This is a genomic window from Acinetobacter sp. TGL-Y2 (assembly GCF_001612555.1).
Lineage (GTDB): Bacteria > Pseudomonadota > Gammaproteobacteria > Pseudomonadales > Moraxellaceae > Acinetobacter.
The window spans coordinates 1,173,080-1,190,516 of record NZ_CP015110.1 but is presented as its reverse complement, the minus strand read 5'-3'; the positions used below and the strand labels follow the sequence as shown (position 1 = coordinate 1,190,516).

Below are 17,437 nucleotides of genomic sequence, written 5' to 3'. Positions count from 1 at the left end.
AAAAAGCGTTATTTGATTGACAATATAAACCAAAATTCAACTAGAACATTTTAGGTCAATGACGTTGAGTTTCTTCGCCAATACAAAAGTACATTATTCAAGCTATCACGAGATCATCGCTCATGAATTGAATTAATCCTGATTGGCTAAATGATCAGTAAGAATTAAAGCCAGGACATAACTAAAAGTCGTACAAGCACTCACCTATATATTAGCTGTTTCACACCGATTAGTTTTGCAGTACCCAACTGAGCATTAAATTAATCTGACAACATTTATCAACTGGGCATGAAAATTGGGCACGAAAAGAGTGCTGTTCGTGACCGATGCAATCTCACTAAAACTAGGTTTCATTCACTCCCTGTAAAATAAATTAGCGTAGGCAGGCATTCAGGTCACTATTTTTCCGAGCTCAACCCTGATCCTACTTTTGAAGTGATTAAAAACGGATCAAAGCACTTTTAACCGAATTAAATATCAGTATCAAGGTGTGCAACCACATGATTTTCCAGATATGATAGAAGTCGCATTTACAGAAGCACATGGCATGTACGCTGTGCCTAAGTATATGAATTATGCAGATGCCGAACGTATTTTAATTCACCTCGAGAAAGTTTGATTTAGTACCCTTTGAAATTTAAAAGCCAATTAAAAAAATTTAAGCGGTTTAAATTATAATCAAAAGCTAAACAGCATCATCTATTTAAAATAAGGATATTTTAAAATGCTGAAATCGCTTGAATTCCCTTACCCACACCTGCATGCTCAACTCGAACAAGGGGTACTGACACTTGTCATTGATCGTGCAGAAGCTAAAAATGCTTTAAATACGGAGTTGTATATCAATCTTCGCCAAGCCATCTGTGAGGCAGACCAAGCAAGTGAAGTGCGAGTTTTAGTTTTACGGGGTGCTAATACCGACTTTAGCTCTGGAAATGATATGAAATCACTCTTACAGCTTCCAAAGTTTCCTGAAGCGGGTCAAGCAGGCTCAACGCCACCATTTATGTTACTCAAATCCGTAGCTGAATTTTCAAAACCATGTATTGCTGCTGTTCGTGGTGCTTGTATTGGTGTTGCCAATACACTTCTTCTGCATTTTGATTTTGTTTATGCCGATAACAGTGCAACTTTCCAAATGCCTTTTGTCAGTTTAGGTTTATCTCTAGAAGGTGCAGCCAGTTTACTGTTGGTACAATGTGCAGGCCACCATCAAGCAGCGGAAATACTTTTGAGTGCAAAAAAATATGATGCAAATAAAGCTTTAAAGGTAGGCATCATCAATGAAATCGTAAATCTTCCTTACGATTATGCATCCGCTCAGGCGCAGCACTTAGCAACACTTCCGATTGCTTCGCTTAAAGCTGCCAAAAAATTAATGAAACATAATTTGGATCAAATTTTAAAATGTATAGACGATGAAGCAGAAGTCGTGATGCAGCGGGTGGGCTCACCTGAAATGTTTGAGGCAGTGAATGCTTTTATGCAAAAAAGAAAGCCTGATTTTTCACAATTTAATTGATGGAATATTTGGTAAATCGCCAAGAAATAAGTCTGTAACACGAAGAACTCATAAACAGAGATTCCTATGCGAGAAGATCTGAAACGGCCTGATTCAAAATATCAATGCTGAAAAGAGAATTCTAAGTACTTCTTACCAAAGATGTTTGATGCAAGAAATTGAGCATAGGTTTACCATTTATTTTAAAATCTATAATTTATTATGCATATTGCTTTGCTCCTGCAACACATATTACAGCAACTAAAGTTACAATAAACATTGACCAACTCACTGTTTCATGCAGTAGCAATGCAGCAAGACCAAGTCCTATAAAAGGTTGAAATAATTGAAGTTGCCCTACAACAGCAATTCCCCCTTGTGCCAATCCACGATACCAAAATACGAAACCTAACAGCATACTGAAAACAGAAACATAGCCCAAACTAATCCATGCTGGGTTCGTGACATGCTCAAATGATGAGGGCATAGTGATTAAAGCCATTGGTAACATAATTGGCAACGATAATACTAAAGACCAACTAATCACTTGCCAACCTCCAATCTTTCGAGAAAGGCGCCCACCTTCTGTATAACCCAACCCGCATATAACAATGGCGGCCAACATCAATAAATCACCTTCAAATGAAATACTTTCATAGCCTATCACGGCATAACCTACAACAAAGGCGGCACCTATAATGGAGAATACCCAAAATAAGGGCTTTGGATGTTCTCCACCACGTATCACAGCAAATACAGCTGTACAGAGAGGTAAGAGTCCTACAAATACAATGGAGTGGGCTGAAGTAACATGCTGGAGTGCCAATGCTGTTAATAGAGGAAACCCCACGACAACACTTAAGGAACTGATTATTAGTGAATAAATATCAATAATCTGTGGGCGAGATTGTCTAAGCAAAAGAAGCAAAATTACCGCTAATAAAGTAGCAATTATCGCACGTGCACTAGTGAGAAATATCGGATCAAAGTCTGCAACAGCTATGCGAGTGGCCGGCAATGATCCAGCAAATATCACAACACCAATAAAACCGTTAATCCAGCCGCTTGTTGATTCTTTCATTCAGTTTTCATCACTTCATTCAATATCCTTATATGAACATATGCTACATTTAATGTACCAGCTACACTTCAGTACAATTTATAGAAACTGTTATGGATTAAAAAACAGTACAGTAAAGGATTAAAGAATGAGAAATGGTACACGCATCCATGCAGTGATGGTCGAAGTTCAATCGAAAATTGCTTCACGTACCTATCTATCAGGTAGTCGATTACCTTCTGTACGACAGCAAGCTCAAACAATGCAAGTTTCTGTTTCAACTGTGGTTGAAGCGTATGAACGCTTAATGGCTGAAGGAGTTGTTACATCCGTAAAGGGATCAGGTTTTTACGTAAATGGACCAGTCCCTCCACTTGCACTCACACAGCTTGGGCCGAAAATTGATAGAGAAGTTGATCCGTTGTGGATTTCACGACAATCACTAGAAACAAATCAAAACGTTCTTAAACCAGGCTGTGGTTGGCTTCCTTCATCATGGTTATATGAAACAGGAGTTCGTCGCTCCCTACGTCAGTTAGCACGGGCAGATATAATAGAATTATGCGAATATGCAACACCATTAGGTCATCCTGCATTACGTCAACTTCTCTCAAGAAAATTAACAAATACTGGAATTGAGGTACCCCCAGAGCAAATTATGCTAACTGATTCAGGAACTCAAGCTATTGATTTAATTTGCCGTTTTTTCCTTGAACCAAATGATACAGTCTTAGTTGATGATCCTTGTTACTTTAATTTTCATGCCTTACTAAAAGCACATCGCGTAAAAGTGATAGGTATTCCCTATACTTCAAATGGACCTGATATAAATGCGTTTGAATTTGCTTTAAAAGAATATTCCCCACGACTTTATATCACAAATTCAGGTATTCATAATCCAACAGGCGCTGTTCTTTCACCTGTAACAGCTCATAAACTTTTGAAGTTAATTGATGATACTAATCTGATTATCATTGAAGATGATATTTTTGTAGACTTTGAAAATACACCCGCACCTAGGCTTGCCTCATTGGATGGATTATCAAGAGTTATTCAAATTGGGAGCTTTTCCAAAACCGTATCAGCTTCAATACGTTGTGGTTATATTCTTGCTCGAAAAGACTGGATTGAACATCTTGTGGATTTAAAAATTGCAACTTCATTTAGTAGCGGAAGACTGACTGCAGAAGTGATATTAATGACATTAACTGACAGTGGTTACCGTAGACATATGGAAAAAGTGCGTTTGCAGTTAGCAGATCAAATGATAAAAACTGTTGCCAAACTTAAGGATATCGGTATAGAGCCTTGGCTAGTCCCTAAAGCAGGAATGTTCCTTTGGTGTCGTCTACCAGAAGGTATAGACGCTACAACTATCGCTCGGGCATGTCTGCAAGATGGTGTAATTCTTGCGCCTGGTAATGCTTTTAGTCAGTCATTAAATGCTTCAAGATTTTTACGTTTCAATGTTGCTCAGTCTACTGACGATCGTATATTTGATATTTTGAAAAAAGTTTTATCAGAAAAAAATAAGTCCTTCAGCACTTAATTAATATAATACAAGTTATATAAAAGACTCAATTTATAGCACCGTTAATTATTAAATTAATAACAATCAGTTATACAAAGTTCATCAAAGAAAATTAAGAACTAAAATAAAAAAGCACCCGAAGGTGCTTTTCTATAATCCATTCAAATTAGGGTTTAACTACAACCAAGACTTGAATCGCCTCAGGCGTCACAGATAAACCATCGAGTAAGCTTAAACCTTCTTTTTGCAGTTTTTGTAGACGTGAAATTTCATCTTCACGAATACTTGGATTGAACTGTTTCAGGTAAGTCAAACGGTCAATTTCGTATTGCCATTTAGTGCCATAAATTTCTTTGGCTTGCTTGGTCAAATCAGGCAATGCACCTTTGGCAATATCCAATGCTTGCGCATAACGCTGCTCAACCACATCACGACGTGCTTTCACCACTTGACGGCAACTGTTGCCATCCAAATGATGTAAATACGGTTTTAAAATTTCAGGTGCAATTTTTTGCGATAAGTCCTGACCTTTTTCGCTTAGAAGCACACGGATCAATTGTGTCGGTAAGCTTGATGGCAAGTTTAGTGCTTTCGGCGCAACCACACCCACTTTGAACCACACTTCAACCAATACTGAACCTTGTGGCAATGCAGCAGATTTCAACACAGAAACGTTAGTACTACCAAACGACTGGGTATTGATCATCTCCATCACGCTTTCAGTAAATGGATGCTCTAAAGTCAAATATTCTGCATCTTCACGAATTTGCGCTTGGTCACGATAGAATGTTACCGTCATACCATCTTCATCCAGCGGAATACCTTGCACTTGCATTTGCTCAGTTGGCTTGATGATGACTGTACCGTTACTTTGCTCATCAAAGTCGATATTGGTCGATGCCATAAAACGTTTTATGAACATTGGCAATAAGCTATTGTCATCATAATTTTCAAGTGCAGTCACAATTTCTTGTGCAACGATCGGACGACAAGAGTTGTACTCGAGTAAACGGTCACGACCTGCTTGTAGCTCATGCTCAAGTGCTTGACGCTGTACATTGACCGCTTCAAGTAATGCTTCAAAAGCTTCAGGCTTATCATTGACTAAGCATTCTTTTATATCGAGAATGAAGTTTTCTTGTAAGGTTTGCGCCGTCGGTGAAATGTTGCTGAAAATATTCAACGCTTCGTTATACCAGCGGAACATACGCTCTTGCGCTGTACCCAATAAATACGGTACATGAATTTGAATACGATTTTCTTGACCAATACGATCTAAACGACCAATGCGCTGCTCAAGTACATCTGGGTTTGCAGGCAAATCGAATAAAATTAAGTCTGAGGCAAACTGGAAGTTACGCCCTTCTGAACCAATTTCAGAACACAGTAAAATCTGTGCGCCATACGACTCTTCTGCAAAGTATGCCGCTGCTTGGTCACGTTCAAGTAAACTCATACCTTCATGGAACATTGCCGTACGAATCCCTGCGTGGATACGTAAGGCATTTTCAAGCGCTTCAACCACTGGGCCACTACGCGCAATCAGTAATACTTTCTTATGTTTTAACTGGGTACGTAGCATTTCCATAATCCACGATACACGTGGATCAAATTCCATCCAAGCACCATCAAGTTGTGCTTCTTCAGGCCACATTTGCTCACGCAATTTACCCGCTTTCGACCAGTTTGCAGGTGCAGGCAAAGGTGCAGGTTGACAGTCACGACCTGGGAAACCTTGAATCGCTTCACGTGTGTTACGGAACAACACGCGACCGGTACCATGACGATCTAAAAGTTCATGAATTGCGCGGAAACGCTGTTCAGGATCATCATTAATTTTATGACCCAATAACTGTTCAATTGCTTCAAAATGTCCTGCTTCGAGTGGCAAATCTGACATCAGTACTTCGGCAATTTGCGCGGTGTGATGATACGTTTCTTCTTCATCCAAGAAACGATCGAGTGAACTAAAACGCTGTGGATCAAGCAAACGTAGACGCGCAAAATGACTTTCCACACCCAATTGTTCTGGGGTTGCAGTCAATAACAACACGCCCGGTGTTTTTTCTGCCAACTCTTCAACGAGGTCATAACGGTCGTTCCCGCCCTCTTCCTCAGACCACATTAAGTGATGTGCTTCATCGACCACCAACAGATCAAAACCAGCTTCAATGGCTTGCTCACGCAAATCATCATGGTCAATCATTAAATCTACTGAGGCAATAATGCATTGCTCAGTGAGGAAAGGATTCAGTTCAGGGTCATGTTCTTTAATTGACGCAGTACGGGTCAAATCAAACAAAGAGAATTGCAAATTGAAACGGCGACGCATTTCAATCATCCACTGGTATTGCAGTGAATCTGGCACCAAAATTAAAATACGTTCAGAACGACCTGTTTTCAGCTGCTGATGAATGATCAGACCTGCTTCAATGGTTTTACCTAAGCCGACTTCATCTGCCAGTAAAACACGCGGTGCAAAACGCTTACCGACTTCATGTGCAATATAAAGCTGATGCGGAATCAAACCGACACGTGCGCCCACCATGCCACGAAGTGGGCTATTTTGCATATTGGCTTGCATTTGCATTGCTTCAATACGCAAGTCATACCATTCTTTATAGTCGACTTGACTCGCAAGCAATCGATCTAAAGGCTTAGACAGCTGGATGGTTGCACCAATACGAGTTTCATTTAAAGACTTGCGCTCTTCTGTACCATCGACCAAGGTACGAATCACATTGTAACGAATTACGCCATTACGTTCTTCAAATGACTCGACATTCCAAAGTGCGCCTTCTTGGTCTTGTAATTCATCTTTTACGTTAAAAACAATCCGAGATAAAGGTGCGTTATTGCGTGCATAGACACGGGTTTCATCACTCTTTGGGAATAAAATACTAATTGATCTTTCATCTACATCAATTAATACACCTAACCCAAGTTCTGTTTCTGTGTCAGAAAGCCAACGTTGACCAATAGCAAATTGCTGCAATTTTTTCCACCTTATCTCAAGTTAGGACTGAAAAACCAATGCTCAATCAGGAGATTATTTGAACAAAGTTTAACGTCTTTAAGCAATATATTTTGACATAAAGCCCACCAAAAAGTGAGCAATATTTAGGGTTGATTGGTTTTAAGCATTAAACGCTATGTTTTGTGTAGAAACCTAAGATTCAACAGCTTAAAACATCCTTCCCAGACCGACTAAATGTGATAACACATTTAAAAATGTCATTAAAAAATGAATTTAAAATGAATTTAAAATGAAGGTACAACTAAAAAGGAACAGGACAATGAAAATCCATACGTTCGTCAGTAATTGGATGATTAAAACTTAACTGCTCGGCATGCAAACATAGACGCGGCATCAGGTTCTGGTGCTCAGACTGCGCATAGAGCGTATCCCCTACAATCGGATGACCCAAGTACTGCATATGCACACGAAGTTGATGCGCACGCCCCGTAATCGGCGTCAGTTTAACACGAGTCACAGGCTGACCTTGAATTTCAAAATGCTCAGTTGCGATCCAATGGGTTAGAGCCACCTTATTGTGAGTTGCATCTACGATATGCAACGGCGGACGCGTTGGATCATAAATGACAGGAATATCGACTGTACCCTCACCGTCTAGATGACCCACCACAAGAGCTTGATAGGTTTTTTCTGTGAGTCTTTCTTGAAACTGTCTTGAAATGGATTTCTGCCCTGCTTTAGATAAACCAAACACCAAAATGCCTGAGGTATCTCGATCTAACCGATGAATCAGCAGTGTACGACGTTCTTCTTTCAATAAACGTTTGATCACGCAGTCTTGTAAATCTTCGGTTTTACCTGGAACGGAAAGCAGTCCAGCAGGTTTATGGATGACCATAAAATCTGTATCACGATAAATGAGATGTTCTTTTAGAAAGTTACTCAAAGTTCAATTCCTAGCAGATCGTGAAAGTGAGCCGGCAATGATAAAAAGCTTGGCATAAAATTACAATGTAAATTCAGAAAAACTTGAGACTTAAACCGAGAAAATTACGATTAATCTGATTTGTTTTTCTGAGAGGTACCTGAAATACCGATGCTTGAGAAAAAGAGCAGCTGAAAATCTCTCTATCTAAGAGCATTCGGATCTTTTTAAATACTGACTGAAGATTTGCATTAGAGACCAGATCTTTATCACAACCTGAATGATCATTTTAAATTATCATTTAATGCGATGAGAAAACGTGAAATCAGACCATGTTGAGGGGCTACTGGCTTAACTATGACCTTTTATACCGTTAAAGACATGATGTTAGAACAGGTTGAAGCCATATTAGAAAACTTCATTTTTAACCAAAAACTCTAGAGCCTTAATGATTTTTTGCAGCCTTTAATTTTTTGCGTGATCGAAACAGCTTTTGTCTAATCACGCGATTTTTAAATTAATCTGCCAATGCCAAAAACACTTGAATTGCATGTTGCGCAATTTCAGCATCTTCATAGGACTTTACGCCCGACACGCCTAATGCACCGACCAAATGCTCTTTATAAATAATCGGCTCTGCACCTTCAACCATACCTGAAAAAGAATTGACCGTCAGAAAGCCCAACTGACCGTCTTTAATGAGTTCTTCAAAGATTTGCGATGGTTTACGACTTAAGGCAGAACATTTGGCTTTTTCAACAGCTAAATTTGCCGTCATCGGTGAAGCACCATCCATACGTTTCATTGCCAGTAAGGTTCCTGATTCGTCCACCACGGCGATACTAACATTGAATTTTTGGTCTATGGCATATTGGTGCGCGCGCGTCAGCAAAAATTCAGCATCTTCCAAAGTTAAATAATGTTTGGTTTTCATTTCTAATCGCTATCCCTGAATTTTCTACTTGAGACTAGGCTCAAGACCAAGCCTGACACAAAAAGCCCACAGCATTCATGCTATGGGCTTATGTTAATAGATTTTTGAAAAAAAACTATTTTATACGTGCAAATACCGTTTTAGCTGCTTGAATTGTATACGCAATATCTTCATCTGAATGCGCACTTGAGATAAATCCAGCTTCAAATGCAGACGGTGCAAGATTTACGCCCTGTTCAAGCATCCCGTGGAAAAATTTACGGAACATCTCAACATCGCATTTTAACATTGAATCAAAGCTGGTAATGTCTGTTTGATCTGTGAAATACAAACCAAACATTCCACCAACTTGCTGAGTTTTAAATGCAATACCCGCTTCATCTGCTGCTGCTTGTAAACCCGCGAGTAGCTTTTCCAGTTGTGCAGTTAAGTTTTCATAAAAGCCTTCAGCACGTAAATGCTTAAACATTTCAATCCCTGCACGCATTGCCAGTGGATTACCTGACAACGTTCCTGCTTGATAGACTTTACCCAGTGGTGCAATGCATTCCATCACTTCACGTTTACCACCAAAAGCACCTACTGGAAGCCCTGCCCCAATGATTTTACCCAAAGTGGTTAAGTCTGGTGTTACGCCATAATGTGCCTGTGCGCCGCCCAGACCAACACGAAAACCGGTCATCACTTCATCAATGATAAACACTGAACCATGTTCATCACAAACATCACGAATCGCTTGTAAGAAACCATCAATCGGCTTCACCAAGTTCATGTTGCCTGCCACAGGCTCAACGATGACACCTGCAATCTGTGAACCAAACTTCGCGAAGCATTCTTTTAATGTTGCGATGTCATTGTACGGAAGCGTTAAAGTATGTTTTGCAAAATCTGCAGGTACACCTGCAGAAGTCGCTTCACCTTCACCACTGGTAAGCAATCCAGAACCTGCTTTTACCAATAATGAGTCTGAATGACCGTGGTAGTTACCTTCAAATTTTACAATCTTGTCACGACCGGTATAACCACGAGCAAGGCGAATTGCCGTCATGGTTGCTTCTGTACCTGAGTTGGTCATACGGACCAATTCAATAGAAGGCATGATTTCACAAATGATATCCGCAAGTGTGGTTTCATGAACTGTTGGCGCACCAAAGCTTAATCCGTCAACCGCTGCTTCTTGCACGGCTTTAATAATCGTAGGATGTGCATGTCCTAAGATCATTGGACCCCAAGAACCGACGTAGTCTACGTAACGCTTACCATCCACATCATACAAATAAGCACCTTGTGCTTTTTCGATAAACACTGGGGTACCACCCACGCCATTAAATGCGCGTACAGGTGAGTTCACTCCACCTGGAATGTGTTTGCTGGCTTGTTTAAACAATTGTTCTTGCTTGGCAGATAAAGTCATGGAGATTCTCAACTCAAAAATTTAAATGATTTAAATGATTTAAAAAGATAAAAGCTTTTACGTCTTTTCAGCAATCTTTAGCCTTTTTCAATAATCTTATGCTTTTTCAGCAAATAACTCAGACCAGTCATACACTCGTTGGGCAACCCCTGACATTGAACCTCCCAATACATCACTGATCACAGCACACAGATCAGCACCTGCTTCAATCACAACACCTGAGTTTTCTACAGTCAGACCACCAATGGCACAAATGGGTACATTCAGTTTTTCTTTGGCAAGTTTGAGGGTTTCAAGACCGATATTACCCGCTTCAGGCTTGGTATCCGTTGCATAGATTGCACCAAACGCTACATAGTTTGCGCCATCTGCAATCGCTTGCTCAGCGAGTTCAATCGAGTTGTTGCAACTCCGACCGATCAACACATTTTTAGGAAGACGAGCAACTGCATCTACAATCGAGCCGTCATCTTGACCTAAATGTACACCCACGCCATATTGCACAGCCGTTTCTAAATCATCATTGATCACGAAAGGTACGTTATATTGATTGCACATATTTTTCATATATTCAATTTCGTAGGCTTGATTTTCTTTCGCCACATTTTTACGGCGATATTGCAAAACAGCCACTTCATAGGTCGCCATTGCGCCTTCTAATTTCGCCAGTAACAGTTCAATCGGATCATCATTGGTAATTAAATACAAACCGCGCATGGTTAAATCACTCAAAGCAAATACAAAAATTGAACCCATTATAGGACAAAGCACAGTGTTATCGCATTTGTTAAATTGAACAAAATATAAAGCTCAGCAATTTACTGAACTTATAGAAGATACGGATTGCAGATAATTCCAAGAATTTAAATGATGAAAGATCGGTGAAAAATTCAAAACAGCTTGCTTATTGATCGTTTTGTTGGCAATAAATATCAAAGTCACTCAAAAGTAACCAACATGTTTTACAGTCGGCTCTTTAGGGTATTTTGAGATTATTTAAGATAGATAAGATATGATTTTTAAATAAATAAAAAGAATATAGTTCGCATAATCGCCATTATATTAAATGGGGTAGATTATCCTCATTAATTATCCCAAAAGCTTTTCTCCATGCCTGAGGGCTGGTGCCATATTTTTCACGAAATTTTTTTCTAAATGACACTGTATTATTAAAACCTGAAAGCTCGGTTATCTTTTCGATAGACAAGTTTGTCGTTTCTAGTAGTTCACTGCTTAATCTGATTCTTTCAGTATTCAGCCAATCGACTAAGGTCATGCCTGTCGCTTTCTTAAAATGCCTTGTGAATGTCCTACGTGTCATATGTGTCCGTTGAGCTAGGCCTTCAATATTATGTTGTATAGCTAAATTTTTTCTTAAAAAATCAAGTAATAGGTTAATTTTTGCATCTTGGCCCGATTCTGCTACTGGCTGTTCAATAAACTGGGCTTGCCCACCTTCACGGTGAGGCGGAATTACCATTACTCTAGAGAATTTATTCGCAATTTGTGCATTATAGATTTCACGTACCAAGTACAAACAGCAGTCTAACGCTGCGCCTGTTCCAGCAGAGGTTACGATCCTTTGATCTTCTACATACAAGGCATCATGATCAAGCTGAATCTGTGGAAATCGTTCACTGAAATCTTGTTCAGCCATCCAGTGCGTAGCTGCTTTTTTACGTTCAAGTAAACCTGCATATGCCAATGCGTAGGTTCCATAACATAACCCAACAATTCTAGATCCATTTTTATATGCGTTATTGAGTCCATCCATTAAGATTTGATCTGGCACATGATTGAAATCATCCCATCCAGGAATAATGACCAAATCAAAATCATTGATAAGGTCGACGCCACCATCAGGCGTAATTGTCATCGCGCTTTCTGTTTTGACGGAATCACCATCTAGAGAAAATACTTTTAGATCAAACAATGGTTTATCTTCAATTTTGATATTGAAAATAATATGGGGGATAGAGAAGTGAAATGGACTTATATTGGGATAAACAAACAATCCAATCACTGGTATACCCATTTAACTTACCTCTCTAAAATAATGAATATAGCATGTTGTCCCAATAGTTTCGATGATTGTCCTTAAGGACAATTTTTTTGTTTGATTTTTTCTATCATGATTCAAGTATGACTAAATGATTGGATCTGGAACATGAATAAAATTTTAAGTAGCTCTGTAATTGCGCTCTCTCTGGCAATGGCTTCAGTCCATTTATATGCGAATGATAAGGTGGTTCAGCGAGATACTTCTAAAGTTACGCATATACAAGAAATTCGCAATGCGACGATTAAAGTAACCTATGCTGATACGACTTTTTTAATTGACCCAATGTTTGCTAAAAAAGGGTTTTATGAAGGTTTCCCTGATACTCATCGTAGCTATTTACGCAATCCATTAGTCGATTTGCCTATCAAGCCTGAAACGATTTTAGAAGGTGTAGATGCGGTAATCGTGACCCATACACATTTAGATCATTGGGATGATGCAGCACAAGCGACTATTCCGAAAAACATGCCTTTGTTTGTACAAAATATAGAAGACCAGAAAGTCATTCAGTCACAAGGCTTCAAAGATGTTCGGGTATTAACGCAAGCGACCTTTGAAGGGATTAAGCTCACTAAAACTGGTGGTCAACACGGTACTGATGCCATGTACCGTATTCCTAAGCTTAAAGCTGGATTAGGCGAAGCAATGGGTGTTGTATTTGAAGCTGCTGGCCATGAAACGGTTTATGTGGCAGGAGATACCATCTGGCGTTCTGAAGTTGATCAAGCGATTCAAACATTTAAACCTGATGTGATTGTATTGAATACAGGTAACGCCTTGGTTAATGGCTTTAAAGAATCCATTATTATGGGTAAAGAAGATACTTATCTCGCAACTCAGAAAGCACCCAATGCCAAAGTTATTGCTGTTCACATGGATGCCATTAACCACATGTCGGTAACACGTGCTCAGCTTGCAGAATATGTAGAAGACAAAGGGATCCAAGATAAGGTTTTAATTCCTATTGATGGTGAAACGCTTTCTTTTTAAAGTAATTTAAAGAAGTGGAAGCATTCCACTTCTTTAAAACCTAAGTAGAACAAAACAAATATGAGTTAAGTAAAGGAATAGATATGTCAAAATCAGCTTTATTAGTGATCGACTTACAAAATGAATATCTACCTACAGGTAAATTACCATTGGTAAATATTGAACAAACTGCTGCTAATGCAGTGAAAGTAATTGCGAAGGCCCGTCAACAGGGTACTCAAGTGATTCATGTCCAACATATTGCTGATGCTGAATCTCCTATATTTGAACCTAGCTCAAATGGTATTGAATTTCAGGACACAGTTAAGCCGCAAGCAGATGAATCCGTGATCATTAAAAATCACATCAATGCGTTCTTAAACACGAATCTCAAAGAAATTTTAGATAGCAATCAAGTGACTGAGTTAGTCGTGATTGGTGCTATGAGCCATATGTGTGTCGATGCGGCTGTTCGTGCTGCTTCTGATTTTGGTTATAAGGTAAAAGTGATTCATGATGCTTGTGCAACACTAGACCTTGAATTTAATGGCATTAAAGTACCTGCTGGTCATGTCCATGCAACATTAATGGCCGCTTTTGAATTTGCATATGCTCAAGTGATATCAACTGAAGATTATTTAGCTAAAGATTAAGACTTTCTAAAATCAATATAATACACCTTATGCGAAATTGAAAGTGGGAGCCTCAGGCTCCCATTTTTATTAGTTTTTTTAAATTTTAAGCATTTTGAACTGTAAGTTTTAAACCTAAAGCATTCACTACACGATTGATCGTATCAAAACGAGGTGCAGAGTCATGACGAAGTGCTTTGTAAAGAGCTTCACGGCCAATACCTGCCTCTTTTGCAATCTGGGTCATCCCTCTTGCTTTAGCAATTACACCAAGCGCATGAGCTAATTCAGCAGGATCATTATCTTCAAGAACCATATTGAGATACGTCACAATATCTTCTTCAGTTTTAAGTGATTCAGTCATATCAAAACTTGGTAAATCAGCGACTTTAACCATTTTTAATCCTCCAATGTTTTAGATAATTTAACTGCTCGCTTGATATCGTCTTGCTGTGTAGATTTATCACCGCCACCTAGCATCACAATCACAACATCACCATGTTGGATATAGTACATTCTGCAACCGGAACCGAAGAACCCTCTCATTTCCCATACACCTTCTTGGAGAGGTTTAATGTCTCCCCAATTTCCACGCTGAACCTTATCTAATCGACGATTCAGGCGAATACGGGTCATATTGCCTTTAATGTCATCTAACCATTCATCAAATTCAGGCAGACGTTTAATTTCAATCATGAAGCTTGCTTCTATTCTGGCTTAATTGTATTCGATCGAATACATAAAGCAAGTGTTTTCCCTCTAGATTCATCTACAAAATTTGTAAATTTCGCATAATGCCCATTATGTTAAATGGATGCTGAATCAGGGTAAATTTCCTTTAATTCAATCGCAGTATTTTGAGTATTGGGGATATGGCCAAACACATACTCATCTTTGCTTTGAAAGAAGATATCAAAGCTTTGACTCATCAGTGAGTCTACTTGGCTTTGCTTTTGATAGATCGGTGCAATTCGATTGATATAGTGATTCATCCAATCGACTTGGTTTGTAAATGCTGAGTAATCTTTCAAATCTAGATATAAGTTTTTTAAATCTGCTGTAATCGTTTCCACATTGGGATTGAACATCCACACGGTCATGTCCATCGGTTCTATAGCGGTCATTGTATAGCTTTGCTGATCATTGATCTGTTCAATTTTATAAAGTTGAGCACCACGTTCACTGTAGCTAGAGCACAGTAGTTTGGTATTTTGCACTTGGAAGTGATCTTTACCGATTTCATGTTCTCGAATGTGTCGTGAAAGTTCCAAATAATCAGGTAGGGATGCTAATTCTGATTGAGCGAACTCTTCAAATAAAGCGATGCAGCGATTGATCACATAGCTTTCGCCTGTGCCAGTGATAATGCCGTTGTCCCAAGAATGGATTTTTGAGGTTGAGTGCGCTATAGGCTCATTTAGTTGATCTTCTTTGAGTATGACTTCCTTATTGTCTGCTGCAACAATAATGCTATCATTCAGTTGAATTGCTATGATGAAAGTCATACTTTGATTAAAAATATTGAATTATTAGATGTTTATTTTAAGCTAAATTGGGTAGTGTGCAAAATTAACGTGGTTCAATCTAGAATAGACTTAAAAATACCTGAGTAATAGACCTTAAACATGATCATAGAAACGATAAGCTACATATGTATCCGTTGCCAATCAGCAAATATTTATAAGAATGGACACAATAAAAGCGGGAATGCGCAGTTCAGATGTAAAGATTGCGGCCGATCAAGTGTGCTCAAACCTAAAATCAAATATACCGAAGAGCAAAAAGAACTCATCATCAATACTTATCTTGAACGAGGCAGTTTAAGAGGCATGCAGCGTCTATTTGGTGTTGCACCTCAAACGCTCATGGGATGGATAAAAAAAAGTAAACAACAGGAAATTGAGTGACGAATTACTTGATGCTCATCCAACAGATGTTCTAGAACTGGATGAACTTTGGAGCTTTGTAAAAGCTCGTCGTCATAAGGTTTGGAGTTGGATTGCACTATGCTGTCGTACACGTCAGGTCGTCGCTTATGTATGTGGTCAGCGCAATGATAAAACATGTACAGATTTACGTTGCCGTATTCCCTCAAGCTACTTTAATTTAGCAACATGTAGTGATTATTGGTCAAGTTATGCTGAGGTGTTTGATCCTGGTACCCATCGCTCTGTAGGTAAACATACAGGTTTAACGAACCATGTTGAGCGGTTCAATGCCACATTAAGAAATCGCTTAGGGCGTTTTACACGGAAAACTTTAAGCTTTTCGAAGAAGAAAGAAAATCATGAAGCTGTCTTGCATATGTTTTTATTAAAATACAATCAAGACATGAAAGATAAGTGGTTAACACGTCATATTTAGACACTACCCTAAATTGAAGCTTAAGTTTTGAATTTTATAAAGATAGGTAGACTTATGGCTGGTGGTTCTCAAATCATAATTATAGCTGGATTTAAATTTTAAGCTACATTGCCTTCAAGCCTAAATCGAGCGCTTCTTCTATGTTTTTGTCAAAACGGACAGCGATACTTTTAACTTTGGATTTTAGCACTGACCATGCTTTTTCAATTGGATTTAAATCTGGACTGTAAGCAGGCAAGTACATGATTCTACAGTTAAAGTCTTTGGCTAGTTTTTTGATATCTCCGTTCTTATGAATCGAAGCGTTATCTAGAATCAGCAGATGTCTTTTGGTCTTATCTTGATTATCTTTGGTTAAATTTTCAAGTAGATATCTCAACCATCCCGTGAACATTGCTCGATCGCATGAACCTTGAAAAATCAAAGGGTAAAGGAACTGATACGCTGAATTAGACCTCACAGCACTGATGATACTTAATCTTTTACCATGACCACCCAATTTTAAAGCAGCGCAACGACTGCCTAGTTTAGACCAACCATATTGCGCTGTATCTGTGGTGTTTATCCCAGACTCATCAATATAAAGAATCTGATCTTCCCCAAACGCCTCTTTCCATTGCGGAAGAAACCAGTTGAATACAGCCCTTGTTATTTTGTCGGCTTGCTTATAGAGAAAACTCTTTTTTTACGTGTCCAACCAAGTCTATGAATGGCTTTTAACAGGGTTGAGTAAAGGATTGGATACCCAAACTTTTGTTCAAATAAAGGGATGAGATCTTTCACTTGAGAAAATTCAGTAGTTTCAATAAAGTGTTTGAAAGCATCCATATCCTTGATTTTAGTGGGTCGACCTGCATTGATTTTAGGCTGTTTCAATTCTCCAGTGGTGTTTTGAAGAAGAATCCAATCATCCAAAGTGGTTCTAGATATTTTAAAGGTTTTACATGTATATGATTTGTGATTATTTTCTTCATAAAACTGCATGACTTTTTCACGTAAATCCACTGAATATACTTTAGGCATGATCTTGAACAAATTAATTTTTTATCATTGTATCCTAAAATAAGA

General features: G+C 38.8%; 18 protein-coding genes. 6 read left to right on the top strand and 12 right to left on the bottom strand.

From position 1 onward, the window contains the following. Positions 1-724: 724 nt before the first annotated feature. Entirely contained in the window at positions 725-1,522 is a 798-nt protein-coding gene (locus AMD27_RS05530; protein ID WP_067657439.1) for an enoyl-CoA hydratase-related protein, read from the top strand. A gap of 199 nt (positions 1,523-1,721) precedes the next feature. On the opposite strand, the gene AMD27_RS05525 is transcribed toward AMD27_RS05530, so the two are convergent. Next, positions 1,722-2,582: a DMT family transporter gene (locus AMD27_RS05525; protein ID WP_067657436.1), complete on the bottom strand. Its 861-nt coding sequence runs from the start codon at positions 2,580-2,582 to the stop codon at positions 1,722-1,724. Positions 2,583-2,709: 127 nt separating this feature from the next. Here AMD27_RS05525 and AMD27_RS05520 point away from each other — a divergent pair, with 127 nt between their 5' ends. After that, positions 2,710-4,110: a PLP-dependent aminotransferase family protein gene (locus tag AMD27_RS05520; protein ID WP_067657433.1), complete on the top strand. Its 1,401-nt coding sequence runs from the start codon at positions 2,710-2,712 to the stop codon at positions 4,108-4,110. 148 nt (positions 4,111-4,258) lie between these two features. Here the strand turns inward: AMD27_RS05520 and rapA are convergent, their stop codons facing one another. The 6 genes from rapA to AMD27_RS05490 form a co-directional block, all read right to left on the bottom strand. Beyond that, on the bottom strand, positions 4,259-7,087 hold the full coding sequence (gene rapA / locus AMD27_RS05515) for an RNA polymerase-associated protein RapA (RefSeq protein ID WP_067657430.1): 2,829 nt from the start codon (positions 7,085-7,087) through the stop codon (positions 4,259-4,261). Between the two features lie 283 nt (positions 7,088-7,370). Beyond that, the gene (locus AMD27_RS05510; protein ID WP_067657427.1) at positions 7,371-8,015 is read right to left on the bottom strand and encodes an RluA family pseudouridine synthase; all 645 of its coding nucleotides are present in this window, start codon (positions 8,013-8,015) and stop codon (positions 7,371-7,373) included. A 496-nt stretch (positions 8,016-8,511) separates the two neighbouring features. After that, the gene (locus AMD27_RS05505; RefSeq protein ID WP_067657424.1) at positions 8,512-8,928 is read right to left on the bottom strand and encodes a GlcG/HbpS family heme-binding protein; all 417 of its coding nucleotides are present in this window, start codon (positions 8,926-8,928) and stop codon (positions 8,512-8,514) included. A 115-nt stretch (positions 8,929-9,043) separates the two neighbouring features. After that, positions 9,044-10,342 (bottom strand): glutamate-1-semialdehyde 2,1-aminomutase, encoded by a 1,299-nt coding sequence (gene hemL / locus AMD27_RS05500; protein WP_067657421.1) that lies wholly within the window; start codon positions 10,340-10,342, stop codon positions 9,044-9,046. Positions 10,343-10,438: 96 nt separating this feature from the next. Continuing rightward, positions 10,439-11,059, bottom strand: a complete 621-nt coding sequence (gene thiE, locus AMD27_RS05495) for a thiamine phosphate synthase (RefSeq protein ID WP_067662796.1) — start codon at positions 11,057-11,059, stop codon at positions 10,439-10,441. 340 nt (positions 11,060-11,399) lie between these two features. After that, the gene (locus AMD27_RS05490) at positions 11,400-12,377 is read right to left on the bottom strand and encodes a GlxA family transcriptional regulator (protein WP_067657418.1); all 978 of its coding nucleotides are present in this window, start codon (positions 12,375-12,377) and stop codon (positions 11,400-11,402) included. A 132-nt stretch (positions 12,378-12,509) separates the two neighbouring features. On the opposite strand from AMD27_RS05490, the gene AMD27_RS05485 reads away from it, so the two are divergent. Together AMD27_RS05485 and AMD27_RS05480 are read left to right on the top strand one after the other, a co-directional pair. Continuing rightward, positions 12,510-13,394 (top strand): MBL fold metallo-hydrolase, encoded by an 885-nt coding sequence (locus tag AMD27_RS05485; RefSeq protein ID WP_067657415.1) that lies wholly within the window; start codon positions 12,510-12,512, stop codon positions 13,392-13,394. Between the two features lie 83 nt (positions 13,395-13,477). After that, entirely contained in the window at positions 13,478-14,026 is a 549-nt protein-coding gene (locus AMD27_RS05480; RefSeq protein WP_067657412.1) for a cysteine hydrolase family protein, read from the top strand. 85 nt (positions 14,027-14,111) lie between these two features. Here AMD27_RS05480 and AMD27_RS05475 read toward each other — a convergent pair whose 3' ends face one another. The 3 genes from AMD27_RS05475 to AMD27_RS05465 form a co-directional block, all read right to left on the bottom strand. Further along, positions 14,112-14,402 (bottom strand): addiction module antidote protein, encoded by a 291-nt coding sequence (locus AMD27_RS05475; protein WP_067657409.1) that lies wholly within the window; start codon positions 14,400-14,402, stop codon positions 14,112-14,114. Positions 14,403-14,404: 2 nt separating this feature from the next. Next, the gene (locus AMD27_RS05470) at positions 14,405-14,701 is read right to left on the bottom strand and encodes a type II toxin-antitoxin system RelE/ParE family toxin (RefSeq protein ID WP_067657406.1); all 297 of its coding nucleotides are present in this window, start codon (positions 14,699-14,701) and stop codon (positions 14,405-14,407) included. Between the two features lie 110 nt (positions 14,702-14,811). Continuing rightward, the gene (locus tag AMD27_RS05465) at positions 14,812-15,510 is read right to left on the bottom strand and encodes a hypothetical protein (protein WP_067657404.1); all 699 of its coding nucleotides are present in this window, start codon (positions 15,508-15,510) and stop codon (positions 14,812-14,814) included. 120 nt (positions 15,511-15,630) lie between these two features. Here AMD27_RS05465 and AMD27_RS05460 point away from each other — a divergent pair, with 120 nt between their 5' ends. Both AMD27_RS05460 and AMD27_RS05455 read left to right on the top strand, forming a co-directional pair. Then, positions 15,631-15,912 carry a transposase-like zinc-binding domain-containing protein gene (locus AMD27_RS05460; protein WP_067657355.1) on the top strand — a complete coding sequence of 94 codons (282 nt, stop codon included), beginning with the start codon at positions 15,631-15,633 and terminating at the stop codon, positions 15,910-15,912. Beyond that, on the top strand, positions 15,905-16,369 hold the full coding sequence (locus AMD27_RS05455; protein WP_067656583.1) for an IS1 family transposase: 465 nt from the start codon (positions 15,905-15,907) through the stop codon (positions 16,367-16,369). Before AMD27_RS05460 ends, AMD27_RS05455 begins: the two co-directional genes overlap by 8 nt. 103 nt (positions 16,370-16,472) lie before the next feature. Here the strand turns inward: AMD27_RS05455 and AMD27_RS18025 are convergent, their stop codons facing one another. Continuing rightward, entirely contained in the window at positions 16,473-17,021 is a 549-nt protein-coding gene (locus AMD27_RS18025) for an IS630 family transposase (RefSeq protein WP_081405914.1), read from the bottom strand. Then, the gene (locus AMD27_RS05445; RefSeq protein WP_067655598.1) at positions 17,018-17,392 is read right to left on the bottom strand and encodes an IS630 transposase-related protein; all 375 of its coding nucleotides are present in this window, start codon (positions 17,390-17,392) and stop codon (positions 17,018-17,020) included. The genes AMD27_RS18025 and AMD27_RS05445 overlap by 4 nt, the downstream gene beginning before the upstream one ends. Positions 17,393-17,437: the final 45 nt, after the last annotated feature.